Here is a 20502-nt window from a genome sequence, read left to right as displayed (position 1 = left end):
AGCGCCAGAGGTAACCAACTGTTACCTCTGTTAAATCACGTAACAAAAGCCGGGTCTTACGGTAACGATGACCCGGCTTTTTTTTGCCCGGAAAAAGGCCAAAACCCTGATAACCCCTTATTTTGCTGGGCCGCACAAAAGTTGGCACGCACCCTGCTATATGTATTCGTACAAGAACAATAAGAATCACAGCAGCACACAATAAAAATAAGACGTATCGGCTCACGCATAACAAGAACAACACGGCGGAGGCGCAGCTAACTGATTGTTTTGGAGAGGTGTTGTAAATGGGGCTTGCCCCGCGACCAGGCAGAGAACAACAAAAACTGCACTTAAAGCAGAGCCTGAACTGGTTGGATCATTGATCACATCAACGCAGCGACCAAAGCAATCCGTTTGCTCTTATCTCCCGATTGGGAGGGTTGCACAGGCAAGACCTTTGTAACCAGGGCGATTAACAAAAACAAAAAGCCCGCAATCAATAATAAAAATAGAGCACGCAACTAATTCTGGGGGAGCTTCGGCTCCCCTTGTGGTTTCTGCGATTTAACAAATCCCCTCGCAACCGTCTAAACCGCGCCTCTTACAGCTATTTATGCTTACGGCTTGCAGCTTCGCTCGCAAGAGCGGCTAAGCGTCCTACACCATCCCCTGACTAAATGCTAGAATCCCCGCCCATCATGCGGTCATTCTTCGTTTTGGCCGAACATTCCTTCAAACAGTGCATCCCATGCTGAAGAAGCTGTTCCAGTCATTCCGTTCTCCCAAGCGTCGTACGCAACAACTGCGCAGCACCCCTGAAGTGCTCAACAGCAGCCAACACTCGCTGCAACGTGCCCAGTTCAGCCGCTACGCGGTCAATATCGTCGAACGCCTGCAGAACGCCGGTTACCAGGCCTATCTGGTTGGCGGTTGCGTACGCGACATGCTGCTCAATATCACGCCAAAAGACTTTGACGTCGCCACCAGCGCCACGCCCGAGCAAGTGCGCGCCGAATTTCGCAATGCGCGAATCATCGGTCGTCGTTTCAAGTTGGTGCATATCCACTTTGGCCGCGAAATCATTGAAGTCGCGACCTTCCGTGCCAATCACCCGCAAAACGACGAAGAGGAAGACAGCAACCAGTCCTCGCGTAACGAAAGCGGGCGCATCTTGCGCGACAACGTCTACGGCACCCTTGAAGAAGACGCCCAGCGTCGTGACTTCACGATCAACGCCCTGTACTACGACCCGGTCAGCGAGCGCATCCTCGATTACGCCAATGGCGTACACGATATCCGCAACCGCTTGCTGCGCCTGATCGGCGACCCGCAACAGCGCTACCAGGAAGACCCGGTTCGCATGCTGCGCGCCGTGCGCTTTGCCGCCAAGCTCAACTTTGGTATCGAAAAGCACACCGCCGAACCCATCCGCGAACTGGCGCCGATGCTGCGGGAAATCCCTTCCGCGCGCCTGTTCGAAGAAGTGCTCAAGCTGTTCCTCTCCGGTAACGCTTCTGACACCTTCGAGATGCTGGTTGACCTCGAGTTGTTCGACCCTCTGTTCCCGGCCAGCGCCGAAGCACTGGAGCACAACCCGACCTACACCCACACCCTGATCAGCGAAGCCTTGCGCAACACCGATCTGCGCATCAAACAGGGCAAACCGGTGACCCCGGCCTTCCTGTTTGCCGCCCTGTTGTGGCCCGCGTTGCCTGCACGCGTATTGCGCCTGCAAGATCAAGGCATGCCGCCCATTCCTGCCATGCAGGAAGCCGCCCATGAACTGATCGCCGAGCAATGCCAGCGTATTGCTATTCCCAAGCGCTTCACCATGCCGATTCGCGAGATCTGGGACATGCAGGAGCGCCTGCCGCGTCGCAGCGGCAAACGCGCCGACATGTTGCTCGACAACCCGCGTTTCCGTGCCGGGTATGACTTCTTGCTCTTGCGTGAAAGCGCCGGCGAGCAGACCAATGGCCTGGGCGAATGGTGGACCGACTATCAGGACGCCAATGACAGCGGCCGCCGCGAGATGATCCGCGACCTGAGCAACGCCAAGGATGACGGTACCGGTCCTGCACCGCGCAAACGTCGCCGTACCAGCGGTGCCAAGCGTAAACGCAGCGCCGCAGCGGACGAGTAAGCGATGGAACGCGTCTACATTGGAATGGGCAGCAATCTGGCTGACCCGGCGGATCAATTGCGCAGTGCTGTCCAGGCCCTGGCGCAATTGCCGGACTCCCGACTCATCGGGGTTTCAGCATTTTATCAAAGCGATTCGCTGTTGCCTGGCCAGCCGCGCTACACCAATGCCGTAGCGGCCATCGACAGCTCGCTGGCGCCGCTGGACCTGCTCGATGCCCTGCAGGCCATCGAACTGGACCAGGGACGCGAGCGTCAAGAGCGTTGGGGCCCGCGCACTCTGGACCTGGACATCTTGCTATTCGGCGATCGCCTGATCGACGAGCCCCGCCTTAAAGTTCCGCACTACCACATGCACGCCCGGCCTTTTGTGCTGTATCCGCTGGCCGAACTGGCGCCAGCATCGCTGAAACTCTCCGATGGCCGCACGCTCGCGCAATTGCTCGATGACTGCCCATTTATCGGGCTTGAGCGAATCCCCTCTTAAGCTGAATCGAATCAATACCCGGGTAACACCATTGCGGTAACACCCGGAATTGACTTCCAGTGCCCTCGTCACGACTATAGGCATCCCGCAGCCATCCACAGGATGGTGCAATGTGAAAAGCAGGCTTTATAAGCGCCCTCTATAAAGGTGTGCCTGTTCATAACGATGAATCACGCGCGTTACTCGCAGTGGTTACCACACTGCCTGACGAGGATCCTTTTCATGCCAGCTATTACCCTGACCACCCTGCAAGGCCTTAAGCAAAAAGGTGAAAAAATCACCATGCTGACGTGCTATGACGCCACCTTCGCCCACGCCTGCAATCAGGCCGGTGTTGAAGTGCTATTGGTAGGCGACTCCCTGGGCATGGTTCTACAAGGGCATGACAGTACATTGCCTGTGACGACAGCTGACATGGCCTACCACGTGGCCTGCGTCAAACGCGGTAACCAGGACGCTCTGATCCTGGCGGACATGGCCTTTATGGCCAACGCCACCCTGGAACAAAGCCTCAACAACAGCGCGGTGCTGATGAAGGCCGGCGCGCATATGGTCAAGGTCGAAGGCGCCGTGTGGCTGGCCGAGTCGATCCGGGCCATGACTGAACGCGGCATCCCCGTGTGCGCGCATATGGGCCTGACCCCGCAGACCGTGAACGTGCTGGGGGGTTACAAGGTACAAGGCCGCAACGAAAACCAGGCGCGCCAGATGCGTGCCGATGCCATTGCCCTGGAACAGGCAGGAGCGGCCATGCTGCTGCTCGAATGTGTACCCAGCGAACTGGCAAAAGAGATCACCCACGCGGTCAAGATCCCGGTCATCGGCATCGGCGCCGGCAGTGACACCGACGGCCAGGTCCTGGTGCTGCACGACATGCTGGGCCTTTCACTGACCGGCCGCGTGCCCAAGTTCGTGAAAAACTTCATGAGCGGCCAGCCCGATATCCAGTCCGCCCTGCGCGCCTACGTCACTGAAGTCAAAGCCGTCAGCTTTCCTGCTACCGAACACGGATTCTCTGCATGAACACAGTTAAAACCGTTCGCGAACTGCGCGCCGTCATCGCCCGCGCACGCCGTGAAGGCAAACAGATAGCACTGGTCCCGACCATGGGCAATCTGCACAGTGGCCATGGCGCACTGGTAACCACCGCCGCACAACAAGCCGATTTCGTGGTGGCGAGCATTTTCGTCAACCCGCTGCAGTTTGGCGCCAACGAAGATCTGGATACCTATCCGCGCACCCTGGCAGCCGACCAGGAAAGGCTTCTGCAGGCAGGCTGTGACTTGCTGTTTGCCCCGACCGTTGAAGAAATGTACCCCAACGGCATGGACGGCCTGACCCGTGTTACTGCTGCCAAATTAAGCAATGAACTGTGCGGCAGCCGTCGCCCGGGGCATTTCGATGGTGTGACCACCGTGGTCAGCAAGCTGTTCAACATGGTTCAGCCCGACCTGGCGATTTTTGGGCAAAAAGACTACCAACAGCTGGCAGTCATTCGCGCAATGGTCAACGATCTGAACTTCCCGATCCAGATCATCAGCGAACCCACCGTGCGCGCCGAAGACGGCCTGGCCCTGTCCTCGCGCAATGGTTACCTGAGCGAAGAGCAGCGAGCCCTGGCGCCAGCGCTGTACCGTCACCTGAGTGAAATGGCGCGCGCCATCGAAGCCGGTGAGCGCGACTACCCGGCCCTGGTGCGCCAGCATCTGGCGCAAATCGAAGCCATTGGTTTTCGTCCGGACTACCTGGAAGTGCGCCACGCACAGACCTTGCTACCGACGCAGGCGACTGATCGCGACCTGGTAATTCTGGTTGCGGCCTTCCTGGGTGCCACCCGTTTGATCGACAACGTACATCTTAATCTCGACAGCGCGCTCTGACAGAGTCGCCTGTGCGGAACCGCGGAATGACCCGCACTCCATAAAGAAACACTGAAACGTTTCACCTGCTGTGACGTAACTGTGACAAAAGTTACTTCTCGGTGTCAGACAAAGCCAAGACAGAAGCAGGCGCGAAGGTTACTGTAATCGCCCTGCTTCCAGTTAACGTGCAGAATCAGACCGACCGAACGCCTGAACAAGAAAAACCAGGCGCAGGTGTTTTCAGTGTCCAAAGGCAGTTCAAGCAAAAAGGATATCCGCAGCGATGGCGTACTACCGCACCCCTCACGACGTTACCGCTCTGCCCGCTTGGCAAGCGTTGAAACTTCACCGTGCCAGCATGCAAAACTTCAGCATGCGTGACGCGTTTAACAGCAACCCGAAACGTTTTGAAGAATTCACCCTGAGCAGCTGCGGGCTGTTTCTGGACTACTCGAAAAACCTGATCACCAACGAGACCCGCGACCTTCTGGTCGACCTCGCCAATGAGGTCGACCTCAAAGGCGCGATCAAATCGCTGTTCAGCGGTGAAATCGTCAACGCCTCCGAAGGTCGCCCGGCCTTGCACACCGCGCTGCGTCGCCCGGTTGCCGACAAACTGTCGGTCAACGGCGTGAACATCATGCCCGAGGTGCATAAAGTCCTGAACCAGATGACCGAGCTGGTCGGCCGGATTCACGACGGTCTGTGGCGCGGTTACACCGAGAAGCCAATCACCGACATCGTCAATATCGGCATCGGCGGCTCGTTCCTCGGCCCTGAACTGGTTTCTGAAGCGTTGCTGTCCTACGCGCAAAAAGGTGTGCGCTGCCATTACCTGGCGAACATCGACGGCAGTGAGTTCCATGAACTGACCGCAAAACTGCGCGCTGAAACCACGCTGTTTATTGTTTCGTCAAAGTCCTTCAATACCCTAGAAACCCTGAAAAACGCCCAGGCGGCACGAGCCTGGTACCTGGCTCAGGGCGGTTCTGAAGCTGAGCTGCATCGCCACTTTATCGCCGTGTCGAGCAACAACGCGGCAGCCGTGGCATTCGGTATTCGAGAAGAAAACATCTTCCCGATGTGGGACTGGGTCGGCGGGCGTTACTCGCTGTGGTCGGCCATCGGTCTGCCAATTGCCCTGGCCATCGGCATGTCCAACTTCAAAGAGCTGCTGTCCGGTGCCTACAGCATGGACCAGCACTTCCAGACTGCTCCGTTCGAGCAGAACATGCCGGTACTGATGGCCGCACTGGGCGTGTGGTATGGCAACTTCTGGGGCGCGCAAAGCCACGCGATCCTGCCGTACGACCACTACCTGCGTAACATCACCAAACACTTGCAACAGCTGGACATGGAATCCAACGGCAAGAGCGTGCGCCAGGACGGCACTCCGGTGTCAACCGATACTGGCCCGGTGATCTGGGGCGGCGTGGGCTGCAACGGTCAGCATGCGTACCACCAATTGCTGCACCAAGGCACCCAACTGATCCCGGCCGACTTTATCGTGCCGATTGTCAGCTTCAACCCGGTGTCCGACCACCATCAATGGCTGTATGCCAACTGCCTGTCGCAAAGCCAGGCGCTGATGCTGGGTAAAACCCGCGCAGAAGCCGAAGCTGAACTGCGCGACAAGGGCATGAGCGAAGAAGAAGTTAAAAAACTGGCACCGCACAAGGTGATCCCGGGCAACCGCCCGAGCAATACCCTGGTGGTGGAACGCATCAGCCCGCGCCGTCTGGGTGCACTGGTTGCGCTGTACGAACACAAAGTGTTTGTGCAAAGCGTGATCTGGGGCATCAACGCCTTCGACCAATGGGGTGTTGAACTGGGCAAGGAGCTGGGCAAGGGCGTATACAACCGCCTGACCGGTATCCAGGAAGAGCCTGCCGACGATGCGTCGACCCAGGGCCTGATCAACTACTTCCGCGGCCGTCACCGCGGGTGATTGATAGCCAGCCAGTTTTCATCGACTGGCTGGCACCATCGAGAAAGGCATAATGGAATTTATCCGCCGCCCCATCGAACGCCAGATCATGAGCCTGACCGGGCTTTCCCTCGGCAAGCTCGACCTCGAAAACCCCAAGGGCGACCCCGGCCTGTTCGGCCCGGACTCCATCAGTTGGCAGGTCCACGGTGACTTCACCAGCATGCTGATTGGCGGCATCAGCGCCTTGATGCTGCAAGCCTTGCACCCACTGGCCCTGGCCGGGGTGTGGGACCACTCCAGTTTCCGCGAAGACATGCTGGGTCGGCTACGCCGCACCGGGCAGTTCATTTCAGGTACCACCTTCGGCGCCACTGGCGATGCCAACTGGCTGATCGACAAAGTGCGCACCATCCACCTGCAAGTCAGCGGCACCGGTCTCGATGGCCGCCCCTATGCGGCCAGCGACCCCGAGCTGCTGACCTGGGTGCATGTGGCCGAAGTCAGCAATTTTCTCGCCGCCCACCTGCGCTATCGCAACCCGCATTTATCCGCTGAAGATCAGGACCGCTACTACGACGAAATCGCCATGATCGCTGAACGCCTGGGCGCCACCCACGTACCGCGCTCACGTCAGCAAGTAGCCGATTACCTCGACAGCGTTCGCCCGCAATTGCTTTGCGATGAGCGCAGCCGTGAAGTCATTCGCCTGCTGCTCAACGCCCCTGCCCCCAGCCTGCTGGCCAAACCATTTGGTGCATTGATGATGCAGGCCGGGATCGATTTACTGCCCGACTGGGCCAGCGATCAATTGGAGCTGCATCAAGGCCCGATGATTCGCAAAGGGGTACGGGCCGGGGTCAACAGCACCGCGCCAATCCTGCGCTGGGCCGTACGCAACGGTTCGGTACAACGGGCGCGACGGCGCATGGGGCTTGGCTGAAAACCGCTACGTTGGCATCGCGGGCAGGCCCGCACCCACAGGATCTGTGGTGCTCTTGGGGGAGCGGGCCTGCCCGCGATGAACTCAACACCGATTTATGCCACCATGCCCGCCTGAATCCGGACACAACACTCCAAGAATAAAGAGGACTCAAGCAATGCAAGACGTCGTAATCGTTGCGGCTACCCGCACCGCCGTTGGCAGCTTTCAAGGTTCGCTGGCCCATGTACCTGCCGTGGAACTGGGTGCCGCCGTCATTCGCCAATTACTCGCACAAACCGGCCTGGATGGCGCCCAGGTCGACGAAGTGATCATGGGTCAGGTACTGACCGCCGGTGCCGGGCAAAACCCTGCCCGCCAGGCGGCAATCAAGGCCGGCCTGCCGTTTGCGGTACCGGCATTGACCCTGAACAAGGTTTGCGGGTCGGGCCTCAAGGCCCTGCACCTGGGGGCCCAGGCCATTCGATGCGGCGATGCCGAGGTGATCATCGCCGGCGGTCAGGAAAACATGAGCCTGTCCAACTACATCATGCCCGGTGCCCGCACCGGTCTGCGCATGGGCCACAGTCAGATCGTCGACACCATGATCAGCGATGGCCTGTGGGATGCGTTCAACGACTACCACATGGGCATTACCGCCGAAAACCTTGTGGCTAAATACGACATCAGCCGTGAAGCGCAAGACGCCTTCGCTGCCGCCTCACAGCAAAAAGCCACTGCGGCGATTGAAGCCGGGCGCTTTGTCGATGAAATCACCCCCGTCCTGATCCCGCAGCGCAAAGGCGATCCGATCGCATTCACTACCGACGAGCAACCGCGCGCTGGCACCACCGCCGAATCGTTGGCAAAACTGCGTCCCGCATTCAAAAAAGACGGCTCTGTCACCGCAGGTAACGCCTCCTCACTCAATGACGGCGCAGCCGCGGTCATGCTCATGAGCGCCGCCAAGGCCAAGGCCCTGGGCTTGCCGGTGCTGGCCAAAATCGCGGCCTACGCCAATGCCGGCGTGGATCCGGCCATCATGGGCATCGGCCCGGTCAGTGCCACCCAGCGTTGCCTGAGCAAAGCCGGCTGGACTTTGCAGCAGCTGGACCTGATCGAAGCCAACGAAGCCTTCGCCGCACAAGCGCTGGCCGTGGGCCAGGAACTGCAATGGGACGCGAGCAAGGTCAACGTCAATGGCGGCGCAATTGCCATTGGCCACCCTATTGGTGCGTCAGGTTGCCGGATCCTGGTGACCCTGCTTCACGAAATGCTCAAGCGCGACGCCAAAAAAGGCCTGGCCACCTTGTGCATCGGCGGTGGTCAGGGCGTAGCGCTGGCGATCGAGCGGGAGTAATGCAAAACGTGTAGATACTCTGTTGCCGGTCAAGCCATCCTGTGGGAGCGAGCAGGCTCGCTCCCACAGCGGCTACAAGAGCAACGCAGCAATAATCACCAGCCCTATTCTGCTAAACTGCCGCGCCTTATCTGTCCCCCAAGGCGCAATGCATGTCTTCCTTGAATCAGGCGCTGCGCGCCGCCCTCGATAATCGTCACGACCTGTTGGCCGAACTGCACGCCCAGGGCACCGACTGCTATCGCCTGTTCCACGGCAGCCAGGAAGGCGCCGGCGGCCTGACCATCGACCGCTATGGCCCGCAACTGCTGGTACAAAGCTTTCATCAACGTCTTGAGCGCGATGATTTGCTGCAACTGCACGAAGCCATCAATCGCCACCTGGGCCTCGACCTGCTGCTGGTCTACAACGACCGCTCCCAGGGCAACTCGCGTATCGACCGCGAAGACACCGTGTACCGCGCCGAAGACGCCGCCCTTGAAGACACCGTCGGCCACGAATGGGGCCTCAAGTACCGGGTGCGCGGCCGCCATGCCGGGCAAGACCCGCTGTTGTTTCTCGACCTGCGCAACGCCCGTGGCTGGGTCAAGCAGCACAGTGCCGGCAAAAGCGTGCTCAACCTGTTCTCCTACACCTGTGGTGTTGGCCTGAGTGCCGCTGCAGGTGGAGCCAGCGAAGTCTGCAACCTCGATTTCGCCGAAGGCAATCTGGCGGTTGGTCGCGAAAACGGCCTGCTGAACCCTGAACTGCCAAAAATGAAATTCGTACAGTCCGACTATTTCGCGGCCATCCGCCAATTGGCCGGTCTGCCAATCATTCAGCGTCGTCACAAGCTGCCTGCCTACCCGCGCATGGATCAGCGTGAATACGACCTCGTGCTGCTCGACCCGCCTGCCTGGGCCAAGAGTGCCTTCGGCACGGTCGATCTGCTGCGCGACTACCAAAGCCTGCTCAAGCCGGCCGTACTGACCGCCGCACCAGACGGCGTATTGATCTGCTGCAACAATCTGGCAAAGGTCAGCATGGACGACTGGCGCGAGCAGGTTTTGCGTTGCGCCGAGAAAGCTGGCCGCCCGGTTCGCGACTGGCAGGTCATGAGTCCGGCCAGCGATTTCCCGTCCCTGGATCAGCAGCCACCGCTGAAAACCCTGATCCTTCAGTTTTAATCCATTCTCCCAATACGGCGTTCGTCTCGGAACCAGAAACGCGTGCCATACTCCAAGGCACTTCCGACTGCTATAGACGACGCCCCACATGCTCAAAGGATTGATCCGCGCCCTTGGCGCCGTGCTGATTGCCATCGCACTTTACAGCGTGCTTGGGTTCCTGATCTTGCCGGGCATCGGCCTGCGCATCATCAACCAGCAACTGGCCAACTACGCCACGGTGCCCGCCAGACTCGACCGGCTGGAGTTCAACCCCTTCAGCCTTGAGCTGACCCTGTGGGGGTTCAGAGTCGGCGAACCGGGCAAGGAACAGGTCGGCTTCGAGCGGCTGTACACCAATCTGCAAGCCGACAGCCTGTGGACAAAAGCTCTGCACCTGGCCGACGTGCAGCTAGATAAACCGAAAACCGAGCTGCTGTTCAACAAGGACGGTACGCTCAACCTGACACAACTGTTCAAGCTGCCCGAGAGCGAGCCCACCCCGGCCGATCCCGAGAGCAAACCGTTCCCGCTGCGTATCGACAACATCAAGCTGGCGGGTGGCTACCTGCACTTCACCGATATGCGTCCCAGCGAGCCCATCGAATTCCTCTATGACTCGATGGACCTGGAGCTGAAAAACCTCAGCACCCTGCCCGATGACAACGCCGATATGACCCTGGTGGCCGCAGGCCCTGCAGGCGGGCGGATCGACTGGACCGGCACCCTGAGCCTGGTACCCATCACCTCGACCGGCAAACTGAAAGTCACCGACGGCAAGATGAAAGTCTGGTGGCCCTATGTGCGCGATGCATTACCGCTGGCCCTGGAAGATGGCGTACTGAATTTCAGCACCGACTACACCCTGAACCTGTCCAAAGAAACCGAAATGCTCCTGAGCAATGCCACGGCCAGCATCGCACCGCTCAAGATCAATGCCCCCGATGGCCGCCCGCTGGTGCGTCTGGAGCGCCTGGATGTCAGCGACACCAGCGTCGACCTGGCCAAACAGGAAGTGGTGGTCGGCAAGATCAACAGCCAGAACCTCGAAACCTGGGCCGCCCGCGAAAAAGACGGCCAGCTTGACTGGCAAAAGCTGTTTGCCAGCCAGCCCGACAAACCATCGACCAAAACCGAAGAAGTGGTGACCGTCGAAGCACCGAAAGCAGCCCCGGTGGCGCCGAGCAAACCCTGGGCCGTGCTGCTCAAGGATGTCGACCTGCGTGACTATCGCATCCACCTTGCCGACAAGGAGCCCAAAACCCCGGTGGAGCTGGAGGTCGGCCCGCTGAACCTGAACCTGAAAAACTTCGACAGCCTGAACCGTTCTCCTTTCACCCTCAACCTCGACACCGGTGTGGGCAAGCAAGGCAAACTCACCGCCAGCGGCGACGTCAGCCTGAGCCCGGTAAGCGCCAGGCTCAAGGTCAACACCAAAGATATCGACTTGCGTATCGCCCAGGCCTATATCGACCCGTTTATCCGCCTTGAGCTGCGTAGCGGCATGCTTGGCAGCGACCTGGCGGTTGATCTGAAAAGCACCGCCCCCCTGGCCTTTACCGTGGCCGGCCGCGCCCAGATCGATCAACTGCACACATTGGACACCCTGAAAAACCGCGACTTCCTGAAGTGGCAAAAACTGGTGCTGGAGGATCTGAAGTACCAGCACGGCGATAGCCTCTCGCTTGCACGGGTCAATTTCGAAAAGCCCTATGTGCGCTTCATGATCAACGATGACCGCACCACCAATATCGATGACCTGCTGATCCCGCAACCTGCTGGCAGTACGTCGGCCAAAGGCACGGCCAGCAAGGAAAAACCGCTGGGCATTCACATCGGCGCAATTGCGATCAACGATGGTTCAGCGAATTTCGCCGACTTCAGCCTGACACCCAACTTCCAGACCGCGGTTCAACAGCTCAACGGCCTGATTGGCACCATCGACAGCCGTAACCCCAAACCTGCCCCGGTCAATATTGCAGGCAAGGTCGACCGTTATGCGCCGGTGACCATCAAGGGCAGCGTCAACCCGTTTGACCCGATGGCCAGCCTGGATATCGCCACCAGCTTCAAGCGTGTCGAACTGACCACATTGACCCCCTACTCCGGGAAGTTTGCCGGTTACCGCATCCGCAAGGGTCGTCTCAACCTCGACCTGCATTACCTGATCACCAACGGCCAGCTCAAAGCCGAGAACAAACTCGTGGTCGAACAATTGCAGCTGGGGGAAAAGGTCGACAGCCCGGACGCCGTGGATCTGCCGATCAAACTGGCGATTGCCTTGCTCAAGGACACGGACGGCAAGATATCTATTGAACTGCCCATCAGTGGCGACCTCAACAACCCGCAGTTCAGCGTGATGCCGATTATCTGGCAAACGGTACGCAACCTGGTGCTGCGTGCCGCCCAGGCGCCCTTCAAGTTCATTGGCGGGCTGATCAGCGGCGGTGGAGCCGAGGACCTGGGCACCGTGTCATTCGCCCCAGGATCAAGCGAGCTGAGCCCTGAGGCACAAAAAGCCCTGACCACACTGGCCCAGGCCCTGAAAGAACGCCCGGCTTTACGCCTGGAGATCGAAGGTACGGCCGCACAGAGCAGCGATGGCCCTCTGATCGCCAAGGAACGTCTTGAGCGCGAGTTCCAGTACACCTACTACAAGATCCTCCAGCGTCGTGGCGACAAAGTACCGGCCAGCGCCGGCTTGCTCACCGTGCCGGACGATGAGAAAGGCCCGTTACTTGAAGGTATCTACCGCACGCGTCTCAAGCAGCAACCGCCTGCTGAATGGAAAGACCTGAGCCGTGACGAGCGCGCGGCCAAAATGACCGCGGCACTGATCGACTTCTGGAGCAAAAGCGAAGTGTTGTTGCGTCAGCTGGGGCAAGACCGTGCAAGCAGCATCAAGGACTACCTGGTAGACAAGGGCGGGCTGGCGGATGACCGCGTGTACTTTATCGATGCCACCCTGGGCCAAGCCGAGAGCGACGGCCGGGTAATCTCGCCACTGCATCTGGATAGCGAATAATGCACAACGTCGCCGAACGCAGCCTCGTTCCTTCGGCAGCTGCTACGCGGATTTTCGTAGCCCCAATCCCAAATACACCCAATCCCAAATAGAACAGCCCCCGACGCAAGCGCCGGGGGCTGTAATGACCACATCCGTGTGGCCGTCGCATGAACCTTTTTAACAATGCCTGCAGGCGTACTGCTTCAATCACCTGCCAGAACCTTGTTCCCCCGGTTCTACGAGAAAGGGTGCTTTATTCCGCTTTCAGGCCATCAGCCGATACAGCTTTAACGCCTTTGATCTTTTTGGCGATCGCAACAGCAATCTCTTTTTGCGCTTCAGTCACCGGTACCATCGAGGACAGGGAAACAACGCCTTTGTTGGTTTCTACCTTGATGTCCGTGCCCGGAATGCCTTTTTCAGTGACCAGGTCAGCTTTTACTTTGGTAGTGATCCAGGTATCAGAAGTAGCTTCCTTGGCTTTGGTTACTTCGCCTGCAGCCACCACCATGGTTGCCTGGGTGGTCGCCTGGGCAGCAAATGCAGCATTGGCCATAGTCAGGGTCAGAGCGGTGGCAGTTGCGGCAGCGATAGCGAACTTCTTCATACGAGTAACTCCTGTCTTCTTTAGAATCTGCGCCGTCTTGCAGCAGCAGGGTTATCAGTACTATTGCAGGCCGCGTGCCAACTTTTAAAAACAAATAAACCTATATAAATCAATAACTTACAAAATGACCAAAATTGCCCCGTCGTGCAAAATGCATGGCGCCGGTTAATTCTGCATGCAAGTTGCGGCTTTCGACTCGTGGCCTATGGCCCTAAGGTGCTGACTTTGCTCCAGGCATAAAAAAAGGACCCCGAAGGGTCCTTTTTCAAAGCAGGTGTCGAGAGCGATTAAGCTTCCGAAGCCTTGGCAGCAGCGACGTCCTTGATGGACAGCTTGATACGGCCGCGGTTGTCCACGTCCAGTACCAGTACTTCCACTTCCTGACCTTCTTTCAGAATGTCAGTCACTTTCTCAACGCGAGCATCGCTCAGCATGGAGATGTGAACCAGGCCGTCTTTGCCCGGCAGGATGTTTACGAATGCGCCGAAGTCGACGATACGCTCAACCTTGCCCACGTAGATCTTGCCGATCTCGGCTTCAGCGGTGATGCCCAGAACGCGCTGACGCGCGGCTTCTGCTGCTTCCTTGGACTCGCCGAAGATCTTGATCGAACCGTCGTCTTCGATATCGATCGAAGCCTTGGTTTCTTCACAGATTGCACGGATCGTCGCGCCGCCTTTACCGATAACGTCACGGATTTTGTCGGTGTCGATTTTCATCGCGATCATGGTCGGAGCGTTGGCCGACAGCTCGTTGCGCGATACGGCAATGATCTGGTTCATCTGGCCCAAGATGTTCAGGCGAGCGTCCAGGGCCTGGCCCAGAGCGATCTCCATGATTTCTTCGGTGATGCCCTTGATCTTGATATCCATCTGCAGCGCGGTAACACCTTTGGCGGTACCGGCTACCTTGAAGTCCATGTCGCCCAGGTGGTCTTCGTCACCCAGGATGTCGGTCAGAACAGCGAACTTCTCGCCTTCTTTAACCAGACCCATGGCGATACCGGCAACCGGCGCCTTCATCGGCACACCGGCATCCATCAGTGCCAGGGAAGCACCGCAAACCGATGCCATCGAGCTGGAACCGTTGGATTCGGTGATTTCCGATACAACACGGATGGTGTACGGGAACACGTCGGCAGCAGGCAGCATGGCTTGAACCGAACGACGGGCCAGACGGCCGTGACCGATTTCGCGACGACCAGCACCACCCATGCGACCACACTCACCTACCGAGAACGGAGGGAAGTTGTAGTGCAGCATGAACGGGTCTTTTTTCTCGCCTTCCAGGGTGTCCAGCAGTTGCGCGTCACGGGCAGTACCCAGAGTTGCAACAACCAGCGCCTGAGTTTCACCACGGGTGAACAGGGCCGAACCGTGGGTCTTCGGCAGAACGCCAACTTCGATGTTCAGAGGGCGAACAGTCTTGGTGTCACGACCATCGATACGCGGCTTGCCGTTAACGATGTTTTCGCGAACGGTGCGGTATTCGATTTCGCCGAATGCAGCTTTAACTTCGCTGGCAGAAGGCTGGCCTTCTTCACCGGACAGCTTGGCAACAACCTGATCCTTCAACTCGCCCAGACGCGCGTAACGGTCTGCCTTGACGGTGATGGTGTAAGCCTGGGAGATCGCTTCGCCGAACTCGGCACGGATAGCGCCCAGCAGTGCGGTCGCTTCCGGGGCAGCAGCCCAGTCCCAAGTTGGCTTGGCAGCTTCGGCAGCCAGCTCTTTGACAGCCTGGATAACCACCTGGAATTCGTCGTGGGCGAACAGTACGGCGCCCAGCATCTGGTCTTCGGTCAGCTCTTTGGCTTCCGATTCAACCATCAATACGGCTTCCGAAGTACCGGCAACAACCATGTCCAGGCTCGAAGCGGCCAGTTGCTCGTAAGTCGGGTTCAGCAGGTAACCGGTGCTTTCGTGGTAAGCAACGCGGGCAGCGCCGATCGGACCATCAAAAGGGATGCCGGAAATGGCCAGGGCAGCCGAAGTACCGATCATCGCAGCGACGTCCGGATCGGTTTTCTTGCTGGTGGACAGAACGGTGCAGACAACCTGCACTTCGTTCATGAAACCTTCTGGGAACAGCGGACGGATCGGACGGTCGATCAGACGCGACGTCAGGGTTTCTTTCTCGGAAGGGCGACCTTCACGCTTGAAGAAACCGCCAGGGATTTTACCCGCGGCGTAGGTTTTTTCCTGGTAGTGAACCGACAGAGGGAAAAAGCCCTTGCCTGGATCCGCTTGCTTGGAACCGACCACAGTCACCAACACGCTGACGTCGTCGTCAACGGTGACCAATACTGCGCCGGAAGCCTGACGGGCGATACGGCCAGTCTCGAGAGTAACGGTCGACTGACCGAACTGAAATTTTTTGATAACCGGGTTCACGGTGTCCTACCTTCTTTGTGGCTCTTGGGGAACGGGTTTCTTGCGAAAGTCATATGCAACATCGGGTATTGGCCCGACTCAAGATGCTTACGAAAACAGCCCTATAGGCAAGCTTTCGTAAGAATCCGGGTAGTCCAGATAAAACTTGAGGCTGGAAGCCTGCCATGAGACTGCGGGAAACCCGCAGACACACGACAGACAACCAGCCTCTAGCAACATCGCTATTAGCGACGCAGACCCAGGCGAGCGATCAGCGCTTTGTAACGCTCAACGTTCTTGCCTTTCAGGTAGTCCAGCAGCTTGCGACGCTGGTTTACCATGCGGATCAGACCACGACGGGAGTGGTGATCTTTGCTGTTAGCTTTGAAGTGACCTTGCAGCGTGTTGATGTTAAAGGTCAGCAGTGCAACCTGCACTTCTGGAGAACCTGTATCACCTGGAGCTTGCTGGTAGTCTTTTACGATTTCTGCTTTGTGTTCAACTGTAAGTGCCATTTGGCTTTCCTTTCAATTAGGGCCTGCTTGCGAACAAGACAGATCCAATAGGCCGAGGACAAATCCTCGTATTTAAATGTGAGATGTGACCGTGCCTAATAACAGCCACCCTCATTCCAGTCTGCGCCGGTAATACTACACCCGATGCAGCCTGGTTCCGGTCATTCCGACCGAATCAGTCGACGCGGCGCAATACGCCCGTCTTCGCTCACTTCACCGATACCGATAAAGCGACCGTTGTGATCCTGTACCCGCACCATACCGAACTTCGGAGCATCCGGAGCACGCACCGGTTGGCCATTGAGCCAATAAAACGAGCTGGCTTCCGAGAAGTGCAGCAATGGCCAGTCGAGCAAACCGCTGTCCGATGGCATCAGGAAGCGATCAACCGCTTCATTGCCGCCTTCGGCATGCACGGCCTCCAGCTCTTCCAGGGTAACCGTCTGGGCGAGGCTGAAAGGTCCGGCGTGGGTACGACGCAGTTCTGCAACGTATGCCCCGCACCCCAATTGCTCACCGATATCTTCCACAAGGGTACGGATATAGGTGCCTTTGGTACAGTCGACGGCCAGGCGCGCAGTGTCGCCTTCGCTGGCCAGTAATTCGAGGCGGGTAATAGTAACAGAACGCGGTTCACGCTCCACCACTTCGCCTGCACGGGCCAGCTTGTAAAGCGGCTGTCCGTCACGCTTGAGCGCAGAGTACATCGGCGGTATCTGGCTGATTTGCCCACGAAAATTGGGTAAAACAGCTTCAATATCGGCGCGACCAACGGTCACCGGGCGAGTCTGCAAAACCTCGCCTTCAGCGTCTGCCGTGGTCGTGGTCTTGCCCAATTGCATCAGGGTTTCATAACCCTTGTCGGAATCGAGCAGGTATTGCGAAAACTTGGTGGCTTCGCCAAAGCACAGCGGCAATACACCGCTGGCCAATGGATCGAGGCTACCGGTGTGCCCTGCCTTCTCGGCATTGAGCAGCCAGCGAACTTTCTGCAGGGCCGCATTGGAAGTAAACCCAAGTGGCTTGTCCAGCAGGATGATGCCGCTGACGTTACGACGGATACGCTTGACCTGAGCCACCGGTTACTCCTTGGTGTCTTCGGGAGCAGTGGTTTCAGGGTGCTGATTGTCTTCAGCCACTGCACGCTCGATCAAGGCGGACAGATGAGCACCACGCACGACGCTTTCATCGTAGTGGAAGTGCAACTGCGGAACGCTGCGCAGCTTCATTTCACGCGCCAGTTGCATGCGCAGGAAACCCGCTGCCGAGTTCAGCACCTTGATGCTCTGGGCGATATCTTCAGCGCTGTCCTGACCCATCACGGTGATGAAGATCTTGGCGTGACCGACGTCACGGCTGACTTCAACAGCAGTAATGGTGACCAGGCCCACGCGCGGGTCTTTGACTTCACGACGGATCAGCTGTGCCAGCTCGCGCTGCATCTGATCGCCAATACGTTGGGTACGGCTATATTCTTTTGCCATGTCTTGTTACCTGTTACTCACCCATGGGAAACCCATGCGGTCTGAAAGCGGCAAACGCCCGGCACGACAGAAGCCGGACCGGGCGTTGCGTTTAGAGTCCAGGCCGAGCGCTGCGCATTTGCATGCGCGGGCTCGTCCTCGCTCTTGAGGCTCGCGAGTTAGAGGCTGCGAGCAACCTGGACCTTCTCGAACACTTCGATCTTGTCACCGACTTTAACGTCGTTGTAGCTCTTGACGCCGATACCGCATTCCATGCCGGCACGCACTTCGGACATGTCATCTTTGAAGCGACGCAGGGATTCCAGCTCGCCTTCGTAGATAACGATGTCTTCACGCAGTACGCGGATTGGACGGTTACGGTGAACAACACCTTCCAGCACCATGCAACCTGCAACCGCGCCGAACTTAGGCGAACGGAACACGTCACGGACTTCAGCGATACCCAGGATGTTCTCCCGAACGTCGCTGCCAAGCATGCCGGTAAGGGCTTTCTTGACGTCTTCGATGATGTCGTAGATGACGTTGTAGTAACGCATGTCCAGGCCTTCCTGCTCGACAATCTTGCGAGCGCCGGCATCGGCACGCACGTTGAAGCCAAACAGTACAGCGTTGGAGGCCAGTGCCAGGTTAGCGTCGCTCTCGGTGATACCACCGACACCGCCGCCCACTACGCGCACTTGCACTTCGTCGTTACCCAGGCCGCTCAGAGCGCCCTGCAGAGCTTCCAACGAACCACGGACGTCAGATTTGAGGACGATGTTAAGCGTCTTCTTCTCTTCCTGGCCCATGTTCTCGAAGATGTTTTCCAGCTTGCCTGCGTGAGCACGCGCCAGTTTCACTTCGCGGAACTTGCCTTGACGGAACAGGGCAACTTCACGTGCCTTCTTCTCGTCGGTCATTACGCTCATCTCGTCGCCAGCATCTGGCGTACCGTCCAGGCCGAGAATCTCGACAGGGATGGATGGACCGGCTTCCTTGATAGGCTTGCCGTTCTCGTCGAGCATGGCGCGGATGCGGCCGTAGTTGGAACCGACCAGTACCATGTCGCCTTGGCGCAGGGTACCGTCTTGAACCAGAACGGTAGCAACAGGACCGCGGCCTTTGTCCAGACGGGACTCAACCACTACGCCACGGCCAGGAGCCGATGGAGTTGCCTTGAGTTCCAGAACTTCAGCTTGCAGCAGTACGGCTTCGAGCAATTCGTCAACGCCGGTACCCATTTTCGCCGAGACCGAAACAAACGGAGTGTCACCACCCCACTCTTCCGACGTCACGCCGTGAACGGACAGTTCGCTACGAATGCGATCGAGGTCAGCACCAGGCTTGTCGATCTTGTTCACTGCAACAACCAGCGGCACGCCAGCGGCTTTCGCATGCTGAACGGCTTCGATGGTCTGCGGCATTACGCCGTCGTCTGCAGCCACAACCAGAATCACGATGTCAGTCGCCTTGGCACCACGAGCACGCATTGCGGTAAACGCAGCGTGACCCGGGGTATCGAGGAACGTGACCATGCCGCGTTCGGTTTCAACGTGGTACGCACCGATGTGCTGGGTAATACCACCGGCTTCGCCAGCCGCTACCTTGGCACGACGGATGTAGTCGAGCAGGGACGTTTTACCGTGGTCAACGTGGCCCATTACGGTCACAACCGGTGCACGGGAGAACGACTCGCCTTCGAACTTCAGGGACTCGGCCAGGGAATCTTCCAGGGCGTTGTCGCTGACCAGAGTCACTTTGTGGCCCAGTTCTTCAGCAACCAGTTGGGCAGTTTCCTGATCCAGTACCTGGTTGATGGTTGCTGGAGTACCCAGCTTGAACATGAACTTGATGACTTCGGCAGCCTTGACCGACATCTGTGCGGCCAAATCGCCGACAGTGATGGTCTCGCCAATCTGCACGTCACGAACTACAGGGCCGGTTGGGCTCTGGAAACCGTGAGCGTTGCGCTTCTTCAGCTTGCCCTTGCCACGACCACCGCGACGGAAGCTGTCGCTTTCTTCGTCGGAAGTGCGCGGAGCAACACGTGGAGTCGGTGCTTTTTCTTTAACCGAGGCACGATGCGGAGCGTTTTTGCGATCGCCGTCACCACTGCCGCGACGATTGTTATCGTCTGCGCGTGGTTTGTCCGGGCGACGCTGTTCGTCACGCTTGCGTGCATCAGCGGCTGGAGCCGGTGCTGGCGCTGCGGCTTGCACAGGTGCAGGCGCTGCAGCGGCCGGAGCCGGTGCTGCAACAGGAGCAGATGCAGGCTGGCGGCGCGCTTCTTCTTCGGCGCGACGCTTGGACTCTTCTTCAGCCTTTTGACGTGCGGCATTTTCTACTGCACGACGTTCATCCATCTCACGTTTGCGCTCGGCTTCGATTTCTTCCGGGCTTTGCTGTACGAAGACTTTCTTCTTGCGTACTTCAACGCTGATGCTTTTGCTGCCAGCTACACGCAGGGTACTGGTGGTTTTACGCTGCAAAGTGATCTTGCGCGGTTCTTCCACTTTAGCCTTGTGGCTGCTTTTAAGGTGAGTCAGCAGAGCCTGCTTCTCACTATCGGTTACATTCTGCTCGGCGGCGTTGTGCGGCAGACCTGCCTCACGCATCTGCTGCAACAGGCGCTCAACCGGTGTTTTGACCTCATCGGCCAGTTGTTTCACCGTGACTTGCGTCATGCATTTCTCTCCTCAGGCCGCGCCTAA

At 58.2% G+C, this 20502-nt stretch carries 15 protein-coding genes; 9 read left to right on the top strand and 6 right to left on the bottom strand.

Annotated elements, in window-relative coordinates; genetic code table 11:
* Nucleotides 1–730: 730 nt before the first annotated feature.
* The 9 genes from GHO03_RS04370 to GHO03_RS04330 all read left to right on the top strand — a co-directional run bounded on the left by GHO03_RS04370 (nucleotide 731) and on the right by GHO03_RS04330 (nucleotide 12852).
* Nucleotides 731–2125: a polynucleotide adenylyltransferase PcnB gene (locus GHO03_RS04370; RefSeq protein ID WP_095002566.1), complete on the top strand. Its 1395-nt coding sequence runs from the start codon at nucleotides 731–733 to the stop codon at nucleotides 2123–2125.
* 3 nt (nucleotides 2126–2128) lie between these two features.
* Nucleotides 2129–2611 (top strand): 2-amino-4-hydroxy-6-hydroxymethyldihydropteridine diphosphokinase, encoded by a 483-nt coding sequence (folK, locus tag GHO03_RS04365; protein WP_095002565.1) that lies wholly within the window; start codon nucleotides 2129–2131, stop codon nucleotides 2609–2611.
* 222 nt (nucleotides 2612–2833) lie between these two features.
* A complete protein-coding gene (gene panB / locus GHO03_RS04360) occupies nucleotides 2834–3634 on the top strand; it encodes a 3-methyl-2-oxobutanoate hydroxymethyltransferase (RefSeq protein ID WP_095018772.1) in 801 nt (266 codons plus the stop codon).
* Complete coding sequence (gene panC / locus GHO03_RS04355; RefSeq protein WP_153399258.1) at nucleotides 3631–4491, top strand: pantoate--beta-alanine ligase; 861 nt, start codon at nucleotides 3631–3633, stop codon at nucleotides 4489–4491. The genes panB and panC overlap by 4 nt, the downstream gene beginning before the upstream one ends.
* Nucleotides 4492–4756: 265 nt before the next feature.
* The gene (gene pgi, locus GHO03_RS04350; RefSeq protein ID WP_095018771.1) at nucleotides 4757–6421 is read left to right on the top strand and encodes a glucose-6-phosphate isomerase; all 1665 of its coding nucleotides are present in this window, start codon (nucleotides 4757–4759) and stop codon (nucleotides 6419–6421) included.
* A gap of 52 nt (nucleotides 6422–6473) precedes the next feature.
* Nucleotides 6474–7343 carry an oxygenase MpaB family protein gene (locus tag GHO03_RS04345; RefSeq protein ID WP_153399256.1) on the top strand — a complete coding sequence of 290 codons (870 nt, stop codon included), beginning with the start codon at nucleotides 6474–6476 and terminating at the stop codon, nucleotides 7341–7343.
* A gap of 157 nt (nucleotides 7344–7500) precedes the next feature.
* Entirely contained in the window at nucleotides 7501–8682 is a 1182-nt protein-coding gene (locus GHO03_RS04340) for an acetyl-CoA C-acetyltransferase (protein WP_095002560.1), read from the top strand.
* Nucleotides 8683–8834: 152 nt separating this feature from the next.
* A complete protein-coding gene (locus tag GHO03_RS04335; protein ID WP_153399254.1) occupies nucleotides 8835–9848 on the top strand; it encodes a class I SAM-dependent rRNA methyltransferase in 1014 nt (337 codons plus the stop codon).
* A gap of 88 nt (nucleotides 9849–9936) precedes the next feature.
* On the top strand, nucleotides 9937–12852 hold the full coding sequence (locus GHO03_RS04330; protein WP_095002558.1) for a DUF748 domain-containing protein: 2916 nt from the start codon (nucleotides 9937–9939) through the stop codon (nucleotides 12850–12852).
* Nucleotides 12853–13087: 235 nt separating this feature from the next.
* On the opposite strand, the gene GHO03_RS04325 is transcribed toward GHO03_RS04330, so the two are convergent.
* From GHO03_RS04325 to infB, 6 genes are all read right to left on the bottom strand, one after another.
* The gene (locus GHO03_RS04325) at nucleotides 13088–13441 is read right to left on the bottom strand and encodes a BON domain-containing protein (RefSeq protein ID WP_153399251.1); all 354 of its coding nucleotides are present in this window, start codon (nucleotides 13439–13441) and stop codon (nucleotides 13088–13090) included.
* Nucleotides 13442–13728: 287 nt separating this feature from the next.
* Nucleotides 13729–15834, bottom strand: a complete 2106-nt coding sequence (pnp, locus tag GHO03_RS04320) for a polyribonucleotide nucleotidyltransferase (RefSeq protein ID WP_095002556.1) — start codon at nucleotides 15832–15834, stop codon at nucleotides 13729–13731.
* Nucleotides 15835–16058: 224 nt separating this feature from the next.
* Nucleotides 16059–16328: a 30S ribosomal protein S15 gene (gene rpsO, locus GHO03_RS04315; protein WP_016783433.1), complete on the bottom strand. Its 270-nt coding sequence runs from the start codon at nucleotides 16326–16328 to the stop codon at nucleotides 16059–16061.
* 161 nt (nucleotides 16329–16489) lie between these two features.
* On the bottom strand, nucleotides 16490–17407 hold the full coding sequence (gene truB / locus GHO03_RS04310) for a tRNA pseudouridine(55) synthase TruB (RefSeq protein ID WP_095018769.1): 918 nt from the start codon (nucleotides 17405–17407) through the stop codon (nucleotides 16490–16492).
* Nucleotides 17408–17410: 3 nt separating this feature from the next.
* Complete coding sequence (gene rbfA / locus GHO03_RS04305; RefSeq protein WP_016783435.1) at nucleotides 17411–17812, bottom strand: 30S ribosome-binding factor RbfA; 402 nt, start codon at nucleotides 17810–17812, stop codon at nucleotides 17411–17413.
* Between the two features lie 158 nt (nucleotides 17813–17970).
* Nucleotides 17971–20475, bottom strand: a complete 2505-nt coding sequence (gene infB, locus GHO03_RS04300; protein ID WP_095002554.1) for a translation initiation factor IF-2 — start codon at nucleotides 20473–20475, stop codon at nucleotides 17971–17973.
* Nucleotides 20476–20502 lie beyond the last annotated feature (27 nt).

Origin of the sequence: Pseudomonas sp. FSL R10-1339, assembly GCF_009600545.1 — a bacterium.
Lineage (GTDB): Bacteria > Pseudomonadota > Gammaproteobacteria > Pseudomonadales > Pseudomonadaceae > Aquipseudomonas > Aquipseudomonas bubulae.
This window is presented reverse-complemented; position numbering and strand designations above follow the sequence as displayed.